The organism is Rhizobium sp. NXC14 (genome assembly GCF_002117485.1).
GTDB lineage: Bacteria > Pseudomonadota > Alphaproteobacteria > Rhizobiales > Rhizobiaceae > Rhizobium.
Genome location: NZ_CP021030.1, coordinates 2,448,718 through 2,467,652 on the forward strand (window position 1 = coordinate 2,448,718; position 18,935 = coordinate 2,467,652).

General features: G+C 62.9%; 15 protein-coding genes. 9 read left to right on the plus strand and 6 right to left on the minus strand.

What is annotated here, in order from left to right; all coding sequences use genetic code 11:
- Positions 1-114 precede the first annotated feature (114 nt).
- Positions 115-1,128: a flagellar biosynthetic protein FliO gene (locus NXC14_RS12120; RefSeq protein ID WP_245362093.1), complete on the plus strand. Its 1,014-nt coding sequence runs from the start codon at positions 115-117 to the stop codon at positions 1,126-1,128.
- 404 nt (positions 1,129-1,532) lie between these two features.
- On the plus strand, positions 1,533-2,168 hold the full coding sequence (locus tag NXC14_RS12125) for a DUF1062 domain-containing protein (protein WP_085778347.1): 636 nt from the start codon (positions 1,533-1,535) through the stop codon (positions 2,166-2,168).
- Between the two features lie 91 nt (positions 2,169-2,259).
- On the opposite strand, the gene dksA is transcribed toward NXC14_RS12125, so the two are convergent.
- Complete coding sequence (dksA, locus tag NXC14_RS12130) at positions 2,260-2,679, minus strand: RNA polymerase-binding protein DksA (protein ID WP_008525884.1); 420 nt, start codon at positions 2,677-2,679, stop codon at positions 2,260-2,262.
- A 275-nt stretch (positions 2,680-2,954) separates the two neighbouring features.
- Between dksA and NXC14_RS12135 the strand changes: the two genes are divergently transcribed.
- The 4 genes from NXC14_RS12135 to NXC14_RS12150 all read left to right on the plus strand — a co-directional run bounded on the left by NXC14_RS12135 (position 2,955) and on the right by NXC14_RS12150 (position 6,837).
- Positions 2,955-3,449: a histidine phosphatase family protein gene (locus tag NXC14_RS12135; protein WP_085778348.1), complete on the plus strand. Its 495-nt coding sequence runs from the start codon at positions 2,955-2,957 to the stop codon at positions 3,447-3,449.
- Positions 3,450-3,524: 75 nt separating this feature from the next.
- Positions 3,525-5,000 (plus strand): YcjX family protein, encoded by a 1,476-nt coding sequence (locus NXC14_RS12140; RefSeq protein ID WP_085778349.1) that lies wholly within the window; start codon positions 3,525-3,527, stop codon positions 4,998-5,000.
- Positions 4,997-6,076, plus strand: a complete 1,080-nt coding sequence (locus NXC14_RS12145) for a TIGR01620 family protein (protein WP_085778350.1) — start codon at positions 4,997-4,999, stop codon at positions 6,074-6,076. Before NXC14_RS12140 ends, NXC14_RS12145 begins: the two co-directional genes overlap by 4 nt.
- Before the next feature lie 209 nt (positions 6,077-6,285).
- Positions 6,286-6,837, plus strand: a complete 552-nt coding sequence (locus tag NXC14_RS12150) for a hypothetical protein (protein WP_085778351.1) — start codon at positions 6,286-6,288, stop codon at positions 6,835-6,837.
- 69 nt (positions 6,838-6,906) lie between these two features.
- Here the strand turns inward: NXC14_RS12150 and folK are convergent, their stop codons facing one another.
- Genes folK through folP form a run of 3 tightly spaced genes read right to left on the minus strand, consistent with a single transcriptional unit; the run spans position 6,907 to position 8,649 of the window.
- The gene (gene folK, locus NXC14_RS12155) at positions 6,907-7,425 is read right to left on the minus strand and encodes a 2-amino-4-hydroxy-6-hydroxymethyldihydropteridine diphosphokinase (protein WP_085778352.1); all 519 of its coding nucleotides are present in this window, start codon (positions 7,423-7,425) and stop codon (positions 6,907-6,909) included.
- Positions 7,418-7,783 carry a dihydroneopterin aldolase gene (folB, locus tag NXC14_RS12160; RefSeq protein ID WP_008525873.1) on the minus strand — a complete coding sequence of 122 codons (366 nt, stop codon included), beginning with the start codon at positions 7,781-7,783 and terminating at the stop codon, positions 7,418-7,420. The genes folK and folB overlap by 8 nt, the downstream gene beginning before the upstream one ends.
- Positions 7,780-8,649 (minus strand): dihydropteroate synthase, encoded by an 870-nt coding sequence (gene folP, locus NXC14_RS12165; RefSeq protein ID WP_085780086.1) that lies wholly within the window; start codon positions 8,647-8,649, stop codon positions 7,780-7,782. The genes folB and folP overlap by 4 nt, the downstream gene beginning before the upstream one ends.
- Before the next feature lie 102 nt (positions 8,650-8,751).
- Here folP and NXC14_RS12170 point away from each other — a divergent pair, with 102 nt between their 5' ends.
- On the plus strand, positions 8,752-9,378 hold the full coding sequence (locus tag NXC14_RS12170) for a DUF922 domain-containing protein (protein WP_085778353.1): 627 nt from the start codon (positions 8,752-8,754) through the stop codon (positions 9,376-9,378).
- 351 nt (positions 9,379-9,729) lie between these two features.
- On the opposite strand, the gene NXC14_RS12175 is transcribed toward NXC14_RS12170, so the two are convergent.
- Positions 9,730-10,050 carry a 2Fe-2S iron-sulfur cluster-binding protein gene (locus tag NXC14_RS12175; protein WP_011425597.1) on the minus strand — a complete coding sequence of 107 codons (321 nt, stop codon included), beginning with the start codon at positions 10,048-10,050 and terminating at the stop codon, positions 9,730-9,732.
- Positions 10,051-10,256: 206 nt separating this feature from the next.
- Positions 10,257-10,640: an Hpt domain-containing protein gene (locus NXC14_RS12180; protein ID WP_085778354.1), complete on the minus strand. Its 384-nt coding sequence runs from the start codon at positions 10,638-10,640 to the stop codon at positions 10,257-10,259.
- A gap of 463 nt (positions 10,641-11,103) precedes the next feature.
- On the opposite strand from NXC14_RS12180, the gene NXC14_RS12185 reads away from it, so the two are divergent.
- A complete protein-coding gene (locus NXC14_RS12185) occupies positions 11,104-18,210 on the plus strand; it encodes a hypothetical protein (protein ID WP_085778355.1) in 7,107 nt (2,368 codons plus the stop codon).
- Between the two features lie 104 nt (positions 18,211-18,314).
- A complete protein-coding gene (locus tag NXC14_RS12190; RefSeq protein WP_085778356.1) occupies positions 18,315-18,896 on the plus strand; it encodes a cysteine hydrolase family protein in 582 nt (193 codons plus the stop codon).
- The last annotated feature ends 39 nt before the right edge of the window (positions 18,897-18,935 follow it).

The window sequence follows — 18,935 nt, forward strand, 5'->3', positions numbered from 1 at the left end:
AATTCGGCATAACACGAAATCGCGTTCGTGCATGGCTGGACAGGACCGGCTGCCCTTGCCTAAGGAACGGAAAAGTCGTCAATATGTGCCGAATGTGAAATGGAGTGAGTGACCATGTTCGATGATCTTGTCGCAGCCTATGGCAGCCGTTTCCTGCTTGCGGCCGGTGGCGTCGGCCTGGCGCTCCTCCTGCTCATTCTCGCACTCTGGCTGATGCGAGGTCGCGCCCCTTCGCCCTTCGTACGCGGCGGCCGCAACCGTCAGCCCCGCCTGCAGGTGCTGGATGCGGCAGCCGTCGACGCCCGCCGCCGGCTGGTGCTGGTGCGCCGAGATGATGTCGAGCATCTTATCATGATCGGTGGCCCGACTGATATCGTCATTGAAAGCCGCATCCTGCCGGAGAAGTCCGAACAGCCGGAAAGCCTCTCACGCCCGGAGCCTGTTGCCGAGCGGCCGACCGCAGTCCCGCGGCCGGAAACACCGCCTGTTTCCGCCGCCCGTGCGCCGGTCACCCCCGGCGCCGAGCCCTCCTTCGCTGCGCCCGCGTCGGAGCCGCGGCCGCGCCCCGAACCATCGGCCCCGCCCACCATGCCGCCGCCGGTGGCCACCAGCCCTCTTCCGCCAGAACCGGTGACGGCACCTCTATCGGCCGAACGCGACCAACCCCTGCGCGCTGCCCCGCACCAGCCGCGCACCCCGGAGCGCCCCTCTGCTCCCGCCAGCGCGCAACCGGCATCGTTCCGGGATACCGCAAGCGCCGCCGAAATCCTGGATGCCGCCCGCCAGCGCGTGCTGCCGCAGCAGCGCATCGAGCCCGAGGTCTCCGCCCCGGATATGCCGGCGCCGCGCGCCGCTGCCGCTACGGCCGAGGATGATGCGGCCGCGCAATCGGCAGCGGCGATCCGCCGTGATTTCCAACGTGTGCTGGAAGAGGAAATGTCGAACAATCTGACGGCCGAGCGGATCGTGCCGGCTCCGGCAAATCAGGCCCCTCGCCAGGCCGCACCTCAGGCGGCCAACCAGCCGCGCCGTGATCCCGAGCTTGCCCCCATCACCGGTGCCGACACCGACCTGCAGAAAGAAGTCGCCCGCATCTTCGGCGAAATGAGCGTCAACCGCGACAAGTAAGACAAACGCTTACATCTCGGTTGTCATCCGTTAGCTTCGTCATTAAGTTGCATAAAAGCCGCAATGCTGCGACTTTCACCTCGCCAACACCTTGGGGACTCCCTATCACGCCGATCATTTGCTATCGATCAGGTTGAAGAGCATTGGCGCATCCGAGGTAGACTTTGCCTAAGTAAATACCGGTCTCACCCCAGTTTCACCCGTGTAGCCGCAAGCGACGCGCTGGCGGCTTGCGAACATGTTCATCGGGTGGTGGCGAGAGACCGGTTTGGCATTGTTACAATGTGCCATGTGCAGCTCCGCTGTCTCAGCTCTTCAGCCGCCCACAACATCGCCATACCGCGCCCGCAAGGGTTTTCTCATGCACCATCTTGATGGACTTCCGAACGGAAGACCAAGACGATATGTGCAAGACACTTCGGGTCCGATGGACCATCACTCCCAAAACGGCGCCCCAGCCATGGATTGCCTGCGGTGGATGCGGGGGCCTCAGAGCTTTCCGATCCAGCGGCAAGGTCCGGCTCAATGCCAACGGTCGCAAGCTTGACGCCTGGCTGATTTACAAATGCCTGATCTGCGAAAGGACATGGAACCGCCCGATCTTCGAACGCCGGAATATTCGAGACGTCGATCCGATGATTCTCGACGCGCTGCAGTCCAACGACCCGGACTGGATTCGGGCGGAAACCTTCAATCTTGATGCGCTGCGGCGCAAGTCACAGCGTGTGGACGAGTTCGCCGAATTCGACATCGCCAAGGAGATCCGGCACGAGACCCGAGGCTGGACGAGCCTGGAAATCGAACTGGCGGCTCCGTTTCCAACGAGCATACGCCTGGATCGCCTGCTGGCCGGCGAGTTGCAGATGTCACGCTCCCGCCTCCAGGCTCTTCACGATCGGGGCCTCTGTCGAACAGAGCCCGACCGGGCCGACATGATGCGACGGCGGATCATGAATGGCACCCTCGTCACAATCGATCTCCCCACGCAGGCGGAGCGGGAACCAATCTGGAAAGCTCTGGCGACCGACTCTTTCCCGTAACCTCCTCTTCGACACGCCGGGAGATGGCTCAACAAAAAGCGCCACGATCGGATCGCGGCGCTGAATTTGTCTCATCTCTGCATGGGGATTGTCATTCGTCGCGGTAGACCTTTTCGCGACGTTCGTGGCGCTCCTGCGCCTCGATCGACAGCGTCGCGATCGGGCGGGCGTCGAGACGCTTGAGACCGATCGGTTCGCCGGTTTCCTCGCAATAGCCGTAGGTGCCGTCCTCGATGCGCTGCAGCGCCGCGTCGATCTTGGAGATCAATTTTCTCTGCCGGTCGCGGGCGCGAAGTTCAATCGCCCGGTCGGTTTCCGACGACGCCCTGTCGGCGAGATCGGGATGGTTTGCGCTTTCCTCGGCCAGATGGTCGAGTGTTTCGCGCGCTTCTCTAAGGATATCGTTTTTCCAGGCGACCAGCTTTGCCCTGAAGTAGGCACGCTGGTTTACGTTCATGAATTCTTCCTCTTCCGAGGGAACGTAATTGCTAAGATCGATCTTCTCACTCAACGCGATTCTCCTGAAGAACATCTCATCTGGCGGGGTGTATATCCCAAGCGCTAGCCGCGATTCAAGCCAAATACGACAGCTAAACAGATTTTTAAATCTGTTACAATTTTCGGCTAACGGACTATTTTCTCATGCTTATTCGCGGCCGCAATTTTCGTCTCGTCTTCAAAACGCCGTGTTTTCGGCCACGTTTTGGGCCGTTGCGGCATGGCTGGCGGTTGACGGCGGAGGATCGCAACCGCTACTGAAAAGACCCGCCGACCCTGGATTTGCCCATGACCGTACCGCTGCCTCCGCCCAATCGCATCTATCTCCTGCGTCATGCCGAGGCCGCCTGGGCAGAACCCGGACAGCGCGATTTCGACCGGCCGCTCAACGAAAAAGGTTACGGCGATGCCGAGGTTATCGCCGACAAAGCCGCCGACAAGGGCTACCGTCCCGATCTTCTGATCAGTTCGACGGCGCTGCGCTGCCGCGACACCGCCGATGCCGTCCATCGGGCGATGGGTGTGGCACTGGATGTGAATTACATCGACGCGCTCTACAACGCGACGGTCGATACGTATGTCGAGATCGTCGATGCGCAGGATAAGGCCGCCGTCATGCTGATCGGCCACAACCCGACGATCGAGCAGGCGCTTGAGGCGCTGATCGGCCACGAGGCTATGGTGAACGCACTTCCCGCCGGCTTTCCGACGGCGGGCCTCGCCGTTGTCGATTTTGACGCTTCCGCCAGCGGCTGGCGCCTTATCGATTTCCTCGTCGTCTGAAGTCTTTCGCTGCGCTTCTTTTTCGGGCGACGCAGTCTTCCTATATTGCCGGCAGTCATCAACCGGAATTGCGCCTTGCCGCCACGCCTGACATCCCTCGCCGACGACGCCCGCATCGCGTTTGATAATCTCGCCGACAGGGCAAGCGGCCTCGTCAATCCGACCGTGCGGCTCGGCGTCACCGGCCTCTCCCGTTCCGGCAAGACGGTCTTCATCTCCTCGCTTGTTCACAATCTCCTGCATGGTGGCCGGCTGCCGCTGTTCGAGCCGGTGCAGTCGGGGCGCGTTTCAGCCGTGCGGCTGGAGCCGCAGCCGGATGACGCTGTGCCCCGTTTCCAATATGAGGATCATATCCGGGCGCTGGTGAAGGATCGCGTCTGGCCGGATTCCACTCGCGCCATTTCCGAACTGCGCATCACGCTCGATTATCAGAGCGCCAGCGGCTGGAACCGCCTGTTCTCGCCCGGCCGGCTGTCAATCGATATCGTCGATTATCCAGGGGAATGGCTGCTCGACCTGCCGCTGCTCGGCAAGGATTACCGCACCTTCAGCGAGGAAACGATCGCGCTTGCGCAAATCGGCGTGCGCTCCGAACTGTCGCGGCAATGGTTGGCGCTGACCCGTGCCGCCGACATAAATGCCGGCGCCGACGAGATGGCTGCCCGCGCGCTTGCCACCGCCTTTGCGGATTACCTCAAGGCCTGCAAGGCCGACGAGCGCTCGCTATCCACCTTGCCGCCCGGGCGGCTGCTTCTACCTGGCGATCTCGACGGTTCGCCGGCGCTGACTTTCGCCCCGCTCGTCCTGCCGCCGAGCACACGTCCCGATCGCGGCTCGCTCTGGACGATGATGGAGCGGCGTTACGAGGCCTATAAATCCGTCGTCGTCAAACCATTTTTCCGCGAGCATTTCGCCCGGCTCGATCGCCAGATCGTGCTGGTCGACGCGCTGCAGGCCATGAACCGCGGCCCCGAAGCCGTTCAGGATCTGGAGCGCGCGCTGACCGACGTGCTCGCCTGCTTCCGCCCGGGCACCAATTCGCTGCTCTCGTCGCTGCTGGGGCGCCGCATCGACCGTGTGCTGGTCGCCGCAACCAAGGCCGACCATCTCCATCATGAGAGCCATGATCGGCTCGATGCGCTGACCCGCCGCCTCGTCGATCGCGCCATCGCCCGCATCGGCATGGCCGGAGCCGGCATCGACGTGATGGCACTCGCCTCCGTACGCGCCACGCGCGAGGCATCGGTCAAACGCGACGGCCATGAACTGCCTGTCATCGTCGGCACGCCGATGGAGGGCGAAACCATTGCCGGCGAACGATTCGACGGCCAGAGAAAGACCGCGATCTTCCCCGGAGACCTGCCGCGGGATCCGGAAAGCCTGTTCGACCGCATCGCTTCCGGCGAGACCGCCGATATCCTGCCCGACGTTAACGTCGTCAGATTCCGCCCACCCCATCTCGAGGAGACCGGCGGCGGCATCAAGCTCTCGGTGCCGCATATCCGCCTTGACCGCGCCATGCAGTTCCTGTTCGGAGACCGTCTCGCATGAGTAAGCCCCCCTCCGATTTGCCGCACCGCCCACCCGCCGCCTTCGCCTATGAGGATGAGGCTGCCGTACCGCGCGACAATGGTCGGCAACAGCAAGGCCGGCGCAGACCGGAAAGCTTCTCGGACGACATCGTCTTGACGCCCGACGAGGAGGATCCCTTCATCAATCCGGACAGGGATGCGAGCGCAGTGCCAGTGGCAACACCGCGCAAGCGGCGCTCCTCCTTCGGCAAGATCGCACTAGGCGCCTTCGGGATCCTGCTGTCGCTCGGCATCGGCCTCTGGACCGACCGGCTGATCCGCGATCTCTTCACCCGTGCCGACTGGCTGGGTTATGCAGCTCTTGGCGTGCTGGCGATCGGCGTCCTCGCCGTGCTTGCCCTTGTCATCCGCGAGACCGCGGGCATGATGCGCCTTGCCGCTGTTCAGGCGATCAAGGCGGAAGCAGAGGCAGCGATCCTCGAAACACGGCCGGCGAAAGCGCGCGCCGTCGTTGCGCGCCTCACTACGCTTCTTGCGGCCAATCCCGAGACATCGAAGGGCCGCGCGACGCTGAAGGCGACCGAGGGTGAGGTCATCGACCCCCCGCATCTGATCGCCCTGGCCGAACGAGAACTGCTCTTTCCCCTCGATCGCAAAGCGCGGGCGCTCATCGTCAACGCCTCCAAGCGCGTCTCGATCGTCACCGCCGTCAGCCCCCGCGCGATCGTCGATCTGCTTTATGTGCTCTACGAGTCCGTCCGCCTCATCCGCGCCATGGCCGAGCTCTACGGAGGCCGCCCCGGCACGCTCGGCATGTTCCGCCTCCTGCGTGACGTGCTGGCCCACCTCGCCGTCACCGGCTCGATCGCTGTCGGCGACAGTCTCGTCCAGCAGGTGCTCGGCCACGGGCTGGCCTCAAAGCTATCGGCCCGACTCGGCGAGGGCGTGATCAACGGTCTGATGACTGCTCGCATCGGAATCGCGGCGATGGATCTTTGTCGTCCACTTGCCTTTCGCGCGGTAAAGCGGCCGGGAATCGGCGATTTTATCGGCGATCTCACACCTTCAATGTCGCCGCGCGGCAACAATTCTTAACTGACGAGGCGATTCCGCAGCTCTCGCCTTCCCTTGGGTGAAGTTGGCGAAGTTAAGGAGATTCAACACTGTAGCCGCCGGATCCTAAAATCCGCGGGGCATGACAGAAATCCAATCCCTCGCATTTCGGCACAATCGAAAGGAAGGATTAACCATTCTTCGGCAAAACTTGGCACCAGTTCGTGAGTGGTGTTTGCCAAGGAAAATCCATGTATTCGCGCCAGTTTCTCTTCTTATGCGGCCTCGCCGCCGCGGCATTGTCTCCTGTCGCAGACGTCGCTCCGGCAGCCACGGCCGCAACCCGCGACAAGGCCTTCTTCGAATCCGTCACCGGCTCGTGGAAGGGCCCCGGCGAGATCGTCGCCGGCAAGTACAAGGGCACGAAATTCACCTGCAATCTGACCGGTGAACCCACCGGCGACGGCACTGCCGGCATCAAGCTCGACGGCACCTGCCGCGTCGGCGTCTTCAAGCAGCCGATGAGCGCCGTCATCTCGCAGTCGGGCTCCACCTACAAGGGCAAATTCCTCGACGGTGCCGCCGGAAAGGGTCTTGACGTTGTCTCCGGCGCCGTTACCGAGGACACCGTCGTGGTTGGCATCAACCGCGCCAAACTGAACGGCGCAATGATCGCCCGCGTGCGTGACGACAAGACGATGAACGTCACCGTGTCGGTCAAGGTCGAAAGCCAGATGATCCCGGTTATCGGCCTGACATTGACTCGTCAGGTCGACGAAATGGCCGTCGGCTCCATCCAGTAGACGGATTGCATGACGGATTTTCCTGAAGCGGTGGGTTTCCCCGCCGTTTCGCGTTTTAGGATCCGTGCTTCAGGCGCTCCGCCACCAGTGGCCGCTGTCATCGGCGACCTCGATGCCGGTCACGTCGGCCTCGAGCAGCCAATCGCTGACCGGCCGGCCCCTGACGAGAAGGCCTGGGGCGATATCAGCAAGCGGCATCAGGACGAAACCGCGGCCGGTCATACGGGGATGCGGCAACTCCAGCCGCGGCGCCTGCTGGACGACATTGCCATAGGTCAGCACGTCGATATCGAGCGTACGCGGTCCCCAGCGCTCGAAACGCTCGCGTTTCATCTCGCGCTCGATCGACAGGCAAACGTCGAGCAACGCCTCTGGAGGGAGCCGGGTTTCGACCGCAGCGCAGGCATTGAAGAAGAACGATTGGTCCGTTTTACCCCACGGCGGCGTGCGATAGAGCCGCGACACGGCGGTGACACGACAGTCGTCGCGCCCGTCCAGTCTCTGCAGCGCCGTGGCCATCGCCTTTACCGGATCGCCGATATTGCCGCCGAGGCCGAGTGTGGCCGATTGCGATGCGGCCTCAGGCAAAATGCTCAACACTCACCTGCACGAAATCGAGCACCCCGGGCACCGGCGCATTGGGCTTGCGCACTGTGATCTTCGCCCGCCGCACCTGCGGGAACGTCTGACAGAGGCCCTTGGCAATATCGAGCGCCAGGGCTTCGATGAGATAGCGTCGCTTGCCGGTGACGATCTCCTCGATCACCGTAAAGGCAATGCCGTAATTGACGGTGTCATTGATCGAATCGCTTTCCAGCGCCTCGCCCGCGACGACGTCGAGCTCGGCATCGACGAAGAAGCGCTGACCGAGGAATTCCTCCTCGTCATGCACGCCGTGGCGCGCGAAGAAGGCGCAGTTCTGCAGCGTGATCGTGTAGGTGGTCATGTCGGCCGCTTCCTCTCGAATCCCTGGCGCGCATTGAGCATAGCATCGGCGATAGCAAGCGCATCCCTGTTGATTGCGACATTGTGCACCCGGAAAACCGCAGCCCCTTGAAGCCTGAGCAGCGCGCTTGATGCGGCCGTCGCTGCATCCCTCTCCGGCGCCTCGCGCCCCGTCACCGCGCCGAGGAAGCGCTTGCGTGACGTGCCGGCAAGCAGCGGCAGACCGAAGCGCGACAGTTCGGAAAACCGCGCCATCAGCTCCAGGTTTTCCTCGGCCGTCTCCTTGGCGAAGCCGAATCCCGGATCGAGCACGATCCGGTCGCTGGTAACTCCGGCCGCGGCGGCGATCGCCAGCGACCGTTCGAGGAAATACGTCTGGTCGGCAATCACATCGGCAAGTTTGACCCTGTCGCGGCCGGTATGCATGATGCAGAGCCCCGCCCCGGTGGCCGCGGCCACATCCGCGATACCTGCATCTTTCTGTAGTCCGAAGACGTCGTTGACAATATGGGCGCCGGCGCCGACCGCCAGCCGCGCCGTCTCGGCACGGTACGTATCGATCGAGATCAGCGCCTCGGTACGACCGCGCAGCGTCTCGATCACGGGCAACACCCGCGCCTGCTCTTCCGAAGGGCTGACCGACGCCGCACCCGGCCGAGTCGATTCGCCACCGATATCGACGATCGCAGCACCGTCGCTGACCGCCTGCAATGCGTGTTCGACGGCGGCATCGAGGGTTTCAAAACGTCCGCCGTCGGAGAAGGAGTCCGGCGTCACATTGATGATCGCCATGATCGCCGAACGACGGCCGAGTTCAATTTCCCGGCCATGGCCGACACGCCAGAAACTGCCTTCGAGCCCTGTCACCAGACTTGTCCTATTGATGACGAAAAAAGCCGCCATCCGATATTGCGCTAACGGTGGCTATGCCCCAAGCTCCTGCCGATTTCAACATGGGTTGCGTTCAGAATGCCGCTTGCAATGCGTTATATGTGCCTTCCTGTCGCCTTTTCCATTGCTCTTTCCCTCAGCAGTCCAACGGCAGCTGAAGTGATCGCATCGAAAAGTTATTCCTATTTCGACATCCGCGGCAAAACCGCCGATGAGCTAGACCGGGAACTCAGCCGCCGCGGCCCGACGGCGAGCGGTTCGTCGGCACGCCATCCCGGCGCCACCAAGATTCGCTTCGGCGGCGAGGCCACCTATATCCAGGATGACGGCCGATGCCGCGTCGGCAATGTCAAGGTCACGGTTCACACCCAGATCATCCTGCCGCGCTGGAACAGCCGCAGAGGCGCCAGCAAGGAGCTGTCGATGATATGGGATGCACTGTCAAGCGATATCAAGCGCCACGAGGAGCGTCATGCCGAGATCGCCAGAGATCAGGCCCGTGCCATGGAGCGCGCTATCCGCACATTGCCGCAGCAGCGCAGCTGCGAGGCCATGCAGGAGCTCGTCTCCAACGAATCAACTCGCGGCATAGAGGAGCACGATCGGCTGCAGGCGCGATTCGATCGGGTTGAGGCGGTCAACTTCAAGAAGCGCATGCTGAGATTGCTGAAAAATCGAATCAACGGTCGAGCCGGCGGAAAATAAGGCTTTTTCGAGCTGATGACGAGCAGAAAAACTTAGCTGCGCAACGAAACTTGTGCGAAACTTACGCCTTCCCCAGCGTTTTAATGGTCATTTTTCATCCTGGCAGACTCAACCGGAACGCGTTAATATGAACACATTCGAAAGTTCAGCTACGGCATCTGGACTTTCCTCGCTGGGTTCTCCTGGCGCGTTCCGAAGCCGCGGATGTTCCTCCCTCATCCGTTGGTAATGCGCCCGCCTCGCCTCGCTCGCACCAGCGCGCGAGGCGTCTTTTTTGTGGTAATGATTGGCGGATATTCGCCTCCGAGAATCGGACTCCGATTTTCGGGACAATGTGCTGGCAGCGATATCTCAGGCCTGGCGTTCGGGCACGTGCACGACGAGCCCGTCATAGGCCGCCTTCATCCGGATCTGGCAGGAGAGCCGCGAGGTCGGGCGCACATCGAAGGCGAAGTCGAGCATATCCTCTTCCATCGCTTCCGGCTGGCCGACCTTCTCCGTCCATTCCTCGTCGACATAAACGTGACAGGTGGCGCAGGCGCAAGCACCGCCGCACTCTGCCTCGATGCCGGGCACCGAGTTGCGCACGGCATTCTCCATCACGGTGGAGCCTTGGTCGACGTCGAGGTCGAAGCGCGTACCGTCGAAGGCGACGATGGTAAGTTTGGGCATCAGGACTATTTCCGGTCTTCAAATGGGTGGGCGGAGTTTCTTCCGACAAATCGACGCGTCAGTCAACATTCGGAAATCCGCCCTAACCTCGCAGATCGGGCCTTCGACCGCCGTCTTCAAAGCGTCATCTGGGACGTCGCAAAAAGACCCGTGGTTCCGCAATGAAACAACGGGCCCCGTTCGATCAACGAAAGGAGAGTTGGAGGTCAGCCGCGGCAGAGCTTGAGAATGAAATTCTCGGCGTCGAGGACGGCAGCGCCGAGCGCCGCCATTGCGCCGGCATCGCCGCCGGTTTCCTCGACGACCTCAGCCGTCTGCGAAACGCGGAATGCGCCGACCGAACTCGCCGCACCTTTCAGCCGGTGCGCAGCCGCGCCGACACGCACGGTTTCGCCGCTTGCCATATCCTGGAGGCACGCCCGCGCTTGGCGCGCAAACATCTGAAGGACTTCGATTTCCAGAGACTTGTCGCCCATTGTCTGTTTCGCGAGATGGACGAGATCGATCGGCCGTACCTTCGAGGGACACGGCCCTTGTCCATTATCAGGCGCCTCGAATACGATTTTCAATGCTGCCAGCTGGCCTGCCATTTGCCACGTCTCCCGTCTCACATCGTCCGCACTTGCTACAGTTCTGCGTCAGGAGGGTGGCCATCGCGTTAAATTCCGGCACATCGGGCACCGAAATCTCACCGTATGGTTAACATCCGTTAAACATCCCTAAATTATTGGTTTTTAAGCAGGGCTTCGGATTCAAAGGTGTTAACAACAAGTTAACAAGTCGTGAATCGCAAGCCTTCATTAATTGTGTGCTGAGCCCAGATGTGTCACTACGATACTGGTGGAGCGGGTTTATGGTACGCGCCTTTGCCGAGTGAGTGGATAATGGTAGTGTTTTGATACCTTCCGTTTGAAAAAGCGGCTATCTACTCTGAAATGACATGCTTATCCGTCCGCGATTGGGATGGAGAGCCGTAACGGCAAAGTTGTTCCCGGGCAGGCGGAAACCGGGGATGCGCTACCGGGCCGGCCGACAGTAACGAGGCGTAATCGAATGGCGAATAACAAATACAATGAGTCGATCGAGGACAAGGCGTTCAAGGCGTTGGACGAGGCGCTCCAGATCGACTTCGGCAAGGATAACGTGCCGTCTCGCCGCGGCGACGCGCCTCAGGCGCCGGAGGGAAATGTGTCTGATCCATCGAATGCGCGCAATCAGCAGGCCCAGGAAGAAGCGCAGCGCCGCAACCGCCGCGGCGTCGGGGCCGAGCAGGCCTCCCGAGCGCCGGCCTTCGCGCCCGCCAATGATGCCAGCCGCAATACGCCCGCCTCGATCCTAAAATCCTTCGACGGCGCCTCCAGCCGCTCGGCAGTGCGCACTGCTACCTTGTTTTCCGTGCTTTGGGTCATGGCGGGCCTCGGCCTGATGTCGCTGATTTATACGCCGCAGATCTGGCAGATCCGCTCGATCGCCGATCTGGTTGCCCTGCCCGGCGTTATTGCCGGCCTCGTCGGCATCATCATTCCGGTGATGATGTTCTATGCTTTCGCCATCATGATCTCCCGCGCTCAGGACATGCGCAACGCCGCCCGCTCCATGGCAGAGGTGGCATTGCGCCTGGCGGAGCCGGAAACCATTGCCTCCGAACGCATCATGACCGTTGGCCAGGCGGTACGTCGCGAGGTCTCGGCCATGAACGAAGGCATCGAGCGCACCATCGCGCGCGCTTCCGAGCTGGAAACGCTGGTCCATTCCGAGGTCAACGCGCTGGAACGCTCCTATGCGGACAACGAGTTGCGCGTGCGCGGCCTCGTCCATGAACTCGGTTCGGAGCGGGAGGCGATCGTCAACCATGCCGACCGCATCCGCACCTCGATCGGCAGCGTCCACGACCAGCTGAAGGAAGAACTGTCGCTGGCGACCGAAGAGATCGCCGTGCGGCTCGCCACGTCGGGCGAAGCCTTCGCCTCGCTGATCGACACGCGCGCGGCGACGATCCTGGAAAAATCAGACAGCGCCCTGCAGTCGATGGGCAGCCTGCTCGCCGCCAAGACCGACAGCCTGCTCCAGACCCTCAACGCCTCCGGTTTTGCGCTCGCCACCGAATTCGACAACCGCCTCGAGGCGCTCTCCGTCAACCTCAATGAACACGGCGAAAAACTGCTCAGCCAGTTCGAGACGCGCGCCTCGACCATGGACAGCAGCACCGAGAAGCTGAACGCGGCGCTAAACGAGCGCACGCATCAGCTCAATGAAATCCTGATCGCCCGCACCCGCGAGATCAACGAGAGCCTGACATCGGGCGAACGCACCATCAGCGGCACGCTCGACGACGTGCTCTCGAAGCTGAACAGCGCGCTCGATGAGAAGGGCGCAAGCTTCCGCCAGAGCCTGCAGAGCACCGCCGACGACGCCGTCATGGATCTTGATCTGCGCTCCGGCTTCTTCGAAGAGCGCCTGCAGACGACCGTTGCCCAGCTGTCGACCGCCTTCGACGAGCGTGTTGCCGAATTCACCAGCGCTTTCGACAAGCGCACCGGGTCGCTCGACACCAAGCTGATGGAGAGCCTTGCCCGCATCAACGAAACGCTGACCGGCGGTTCGGATTCGATCGAGGGCATTTTGAGCTCCAATATCGACCGGCTCGGCTCGTCGATGACCGACCAGTCGCTGGCGCTTGCGACGGCGCTCGCAACCGGCCATGAAGTGCTGGAGAGCACGCTCAATAGCCGCACCGAAGAAATCACCACCGCACTCACCAGCCGCACCGGCGAGCTGACCTCGGCGCTGCAGAGCGCCACCTCGGACATCGCGCTGGCGCTGGCATCCGGTACCTCCGACCTGCACAACAATCTTCAGGCCCGCTCAGCCGAATTCCGCGATACGCTGCGCACGACCACTGCCGACTTGACCGCCGCCGTTGCCGCCGGCACCGAGCAGGTCACGACGGCCTTCGGCGGCCGCGCCGAGGAACTCACCAGCGTATTGACAGCGCGCGCAGCAGAAATCCGGGACGCGGTTGGCACAGCCCATGAGCGTATCGACAGCGTCATGGCGGAGCGCGGCGGAGCGCTGATCGATGCGCTGACCACCCATCACGGCCGCTTCGAGGAAGCGCTGACGACCCGCTCCGACGCCATTATCAACGCGGTTTCCGGCACCCATGACCGTCTTGCGGAAACGCTCGACGAAAAGGCGATGGCGCTCGCCATCTCTTTAAACGAGAGCCAGGCCCGCATTGAGGATACGCTCGAAACCCGCTCCGAGGCGCTGCTTAACGCCGTTTCCGGCACGCATGACCGCCTCTCCGAAACGCTCGACGAAAAGGCAATGGCGCTCGCCATCTCTTTGAACGAGAGCCAGAGCCGCATCGAAGACACGTTGGCGACCCGTTCCGCAGCCTTCCTCAACGCCGTCTCAGGCACGCATGATCGGCTGTCGGAAACACTGGATACCAAGGCTGCGGCCCTGACGACCTCGCTCGACGAGCGCCATGCCCGCATCGAGGACGCGCTCGGAACCCGCGCCGAAGCCTTGTTGAACAGCGTGTCCGGCACGAGCGACCGGCTTGCCGAGACCCTTGATGAAAAGGCGATGGCGCTTGCTATTTCCTTGAACGAGAGCCAAGCCCGCATCGAGGAAACGCTCGAAAATGGTTCCGCAGGCCTGCTGAACGCCGTCTCAGGCACGCATGACCGGTTTGCCGAGACGCTGCAAGGTAAGGCGGCAGCTTTTGCCAACTCGCTGAACGAAACTCAGGCACGCATCGAAGATACGCTCGAAACCCGCTCCGCTGCCCTGCTGAATGCCGTATCCGGCACTCATGAGCGTCTCTCGGAGACCCTCGATGAAAAGGCGATGGCGCTTACCAACTCACTGACCGAAGGCCAGGCTCGCATCGAGGACACGCTGCAGACCCGGTCGGCGGCGCTGCTGAATGCCGTTTCAGGCACGCATGACCGCCTGTCGGAAACGCTGGACGAGAAGGCGATGGCGCTCGCAATCTCTCTCAACGAGAACCAGACGCGGATCGAAGACACGCTGGAATCCCGTTCCGAGGCTTTCCTCAAGGCCGTCTCCGGTACGCATGAGCGTATCGCCGCGACCCTCGAGGAGAAGGCATCGGCACTTACCGCCTCCTTGAACGAAGGCCAGAGCCGTCTGCAGGACACGCTGGAGAGCCGCTCGGAATCCTTCCTCAATGCAGTTTCCGCCACCCATGACCGCCTGTCCGAGACGCTCGACGATCGGGCGATGGCCCTTGCCATTTCGCTGAACGAGAGCCAGAGCCGTCTCGAGGAGACGCTGACATCCGGCGCCGATGCGATCACCAATGCGGTCTCCGGCACACATGAACGCCTGAATGGCGTGCTCGACCAGAAGGCCAGCGCGCTGGCCGCCTCGCTAAGCGAAGGGCAGATCCGCCTCGAGGAAGCCCTGGGACACCGCGCAGCCGCGCTCGTCGGTGCCGTAACGGCAAGCCATGATCGGCTCACCGATGCGCTCGACGAAAAGACCATGGCGCTCGCTATTTCACTCGATGACAACCAGAGCCGATTCGACAGTGCCCTCGAAGCCCGCAGCAATGCAATCATGGAGGCTGTCACCAGCGCCGAGGCCCGCGTCGCCGGCGCCTTTGCCGACAAGACGGACGCCATCCATAACGCCTATGCCGATAATCAGCGGCGGCTTGAATCCGCGCTCTCCGAGCACAGTGCGGTGATTTCGGGGGTTCTCGATGCGGGCGGTGCTCGCTTTGAAGATCTCGTCGGCGGCTTGACCGGCCGCATCGAAGGCCGCCTCAGCGATGCCCATGCGCGGCTCGGGAGCCTGGCCGAGGAGGCCGCGGCGCGCATCGAAGGCGGGCTCGCTTCCGCCCATGAGCGCATTCGCACGACGCTTGAGGATCGCGGCAATGCCATCGAGCTGTCGCTGAGCCAGGCGCATGCGCAGATCAGCGATACGCTCACTGAACAGGCGACCAGCATCGGCACTTCAGTGGCGACGAGCGTCAGCATGCTCGAAATGTCGCTTGAAGACCGTGAAGCCTCGATCCGCCAGGCGATCGATGCCGGCGCCCAGACATTGGAAGATCGCATGCGCGCCGGCGCCGGCCAGATCGCCGGCCGCTTCCAGGAGGCGGCGAACACGATTTCGAGCTCCGCCCAAGACCTTTCCGCCCATCTCGACCAGTCGGTTGAGAACCTTGCGGGACGTCTTGAAGAAACCGGTTCTCGTATGGAGGCCGGCCTTACGGCGATCGAGACCCGCATCCGCGACGGCGTCGGCGGCGTTGCCGAAAAGGTCGAAGCCGCCAGCAGCCAGCTCTCCGGCGTGCTTGCCGACGGCATTTCCCGCCTCGGCGCGCTCGGTGACGACGCCACCCGACGCATCTCGGCGACGCTCGAAGGCAGCGCTTCCAATCTTACACAGGCAATCGACAGCCGCACCGCCAATCTCGCCGAGACGTTGGACAGCCGCACGACCACGCTTGCAGGCGCCATCGAGGGCCGCACGGCAAGTCTCGGCGAAACCCTGGACCGCGGTAACGCACGCATCGAGGAACGCCTCTCCACTATGGATCGCGCGTTGACCGTCGGCCTCGACGCCGTCAACCGCACCATCGAGGGCAAGGCCGCCGGCCTCGCCTCGACGCTGCGCAGCGCGGTGGCCGAAGCAGCCCAGGGAATGGAAGGCGAAGCGACGAGAACGACGGAACTGCTCGGCAAGACCGGCCAGCAGTTCGCCGAGGATCTCAATGCGAAAAGCGATGAATTCACCCGCACCATGGATGAGCGCTCTTCGCAGATCGTCACGCGGGTTGCCGAAGCTCAGAACCGCCTGGCAACCCAGGCCGCTGCCGTCGCCCAGACCTTCTCGGAAGCCGGCAATGCCATCGTCAACAAGGTCGCCGAGGCAGAGACCGTTGTCGGCACGCAGGTCAATGCCATTTCCAGGGCCCTGTCGGACGCCGGCCAGTCTCTCGAGGCGCGCGGCAATGCCATCCGCACGACGCTGTCGGGGGCCGGCAGCGAGATTTCCGCCACCATGGCGGATGTCGAGCGGGCGCTCGAAGCGCGCAGCAGCGCCATCCGCTCCAATCTCGAGGAGCGCGCCCGCGAGATCGATACCTCTCTCTCCGACGTCGACCGGGCGCTTGAAGCGCGCGGCAACTCGATCCGCTCGACGCTTGAGGAACGCACCCGCGACCTCAATTCGATGCTGTCAGGCCGCTCTGTCGAATTGACCCGCATCCTTGACGAAACCGCCCGCCCGATCATCGATCGCTACACCGATGCCGGCGAACAGGCGGCTGCCCGCATTACCGCCGCAGCCAATCTCAGCGCCGACCGTCTGCGCGCCGAGAACGAAGCGCTCGCCAGCGCCGTTGCCGCCCGCACCGAGAATGTCGCCAACGCCGTCAGCGCCATCGAGAATAGCCTGGTCGGCAACGTCAACGGCCTGGTTCAGCGACTGTCGGAAAGCAGCGCGGCGATGGCGATGATGATGAACCGCGCCGCCGAACAGTTGACGAGCGTCGACGGGCGTCTCAGCGAAACCACGACCCGCTTTGCCGACTCCGCCACCAAGGCGGCCGAAATGGTCAACGCATCGACCAGGCTTCTCGAAGGCAAGGTCGACCGCCTCTCCGACATCTCTGGCCAGACGCTGGCCCAGGTCGGCAGCATCATCGGCCGCTTCGACGAACATTCCAAGGTTCTGACCCAGGCCTCGCAGCTTCTGGGTGCCGCCCAGTCCAACCTCGCCTCGACGCTCGAGGAGCGTGAAGGCGCGCTGCAGGCCCTCTCCGTCAGCCTGGTCCAGCGCTCCGATGAGATCGAAAAGACCATGCGCGGCCTCGGCGACATGATCGAAACCGTGTTCGAGCGGGCCGAGCAACGCTCCAACCAGGTCACCGGCAACCTGCGCCAGGGCGTACAATCTTCCTTCGCCGATATTGGCCGCGTTCTGACGGAGACCGAGAAGCGCGCTCAGGAGGCCGCCGAGACGATGCGCGAGGCGATCACCCGCGCCGGCGACGAGGCCAATACGACGATCGACAGCACCTTCGCCAATGTCGAACGCCGTTCCGGCGATCTCTCCAATCGCATTCGCGGCGGCCTCACCGCCTCCTTGTCGGAAGTCGAGCGCATGCTCGGCGAAGCCGGCCGCGCCTCCGACGGTGCTGCCCAGCACATGCGGGAATCGCTGCGCGAGGCGATTGAAGATGCCGTCGGCCGCTTCTCCGGCGCTACCGAGGACATCCGCCGCTCCGCTGCCGACATCCGCAACGAGCTCGACGCCACCCGCGCCGAACTGAAGCGCGGCGCCTTCGACCTGCCCGAGGAAGCCAAGGAAAGCGCCTCGGCCATGCGCCGCGCCGTCGCCGAACAGATCAAGGCCCTGCAGGATATCTCGCAGCTTGTCGGCCGCTCCAGCCAGCAGCTCGAAATCTCCGAACCCGCCGCCCGCTCGCTTGCCCAGGCGCAGCCGGCTCCGCGCCCGGCTCAGCCGATCGCAGCCGAGCCGCCGCAGCCGGCAGCGCCTGCGCCGATCGAAGCGGCAGGTCTGCGCGGAACGATTACGCCGTCCGCTTCGGCCGCCGCTCCTCAGCGGGCCGCTCAGCAGCCAGCCCCCACTCGCCGGGAATTGGGCCGCCAGGAACCGGCCCGGGAAAGCGGCGGCTGGATTAGCGATCTTCTGCGGGGCGCATCCCGTGAAGAGGCCGCGGACCAAGCGCCGGCCCGTGCTTCCGCCCGCTCTGCGGAAACCGCCGCACCGGCCGCACGCAGCAACGACAGCCGCAATCCGCGCCATGTCGTGGAATCGCTGAATTCGCTCTCCGTCGATATCGCCCGCGCCATCGATCACGATGCCTCGGTCGATCTCTGGCGCCGCTACCAGCGCGGCGAGCGCGACGTCTTCACCCGACGCCTCTACACGCTGAAGGGCCAGCAGACCTTCGACGAGATCAAGCGCAAATACGACCGCGAACCGGAATTCCGCACCGCCGTCGACCGCTATATCGGCGATTTCGAAAAGCTGCTCGCCGACGTCGCCCGAACCGACCCGAACCAGACAGTCACACAGTCCTATCTGACGTCGGATACGGGCAAGGTTTACACCATGCTCGCCCACGCAGCGGGCAGGCTGAGATAGAGTCTGGCCGATATCGTGGAAATGAAGCCGCCTGAACATGTGTCAGGCGGCTTTCACTGATGCCGGGGGTATGATCTTCTCCCCAGCCTGGAACCGCGAACAAGATGACCAAGGCCCTCCTGATTATCGACGTACAGAATGCAATTCTCTCCGGAAAGGCAACGCCGGAGCGCCAGCCCGAGGTCGATTCCGCACTTGATGAGACCGTTGCTCGGCTGGCGTTGCTCAAGGAAAAAGCGCGACAGGCCGGCGTGCCGGTCGTGCTGGTGCAGCATGATGGCGACAGCGGTCATCGATTGGCCGTGGGCACGCCGGGATGGGCGCTGCGCCGGGAGATTGCGCCGCAAAAAGGTGAGATCGTCGTGCGCAAGAAAAGCGCCGACTCCTTCTTCGGGACCGATCTTGCCGACCGCTTGCAAGAACGTTCGATTACACACCTCATAGTCGGCGGCTGCATGTCGCAATTCTGCGTCGACACGACCGTCAGGCGGGCCGTTTCGCTCGGCTATGACGTGACCCTGGTTGCCGACGGCCACGCAACCGGTGACACGGCGACCCTCACCTTCTCCGCGATCATCGCTCACCACAATGAAACGCTTGATGGTTTCGATGCCGGCGACGCGATGGTGAAGGTCCGCCCCGCCGTCGACATTTGCTTTTCACAAAGCTCTGGCCACAACACCTGATATCAAATCGGAAGCAAGCGCTCGGTCCCAAACGTGACG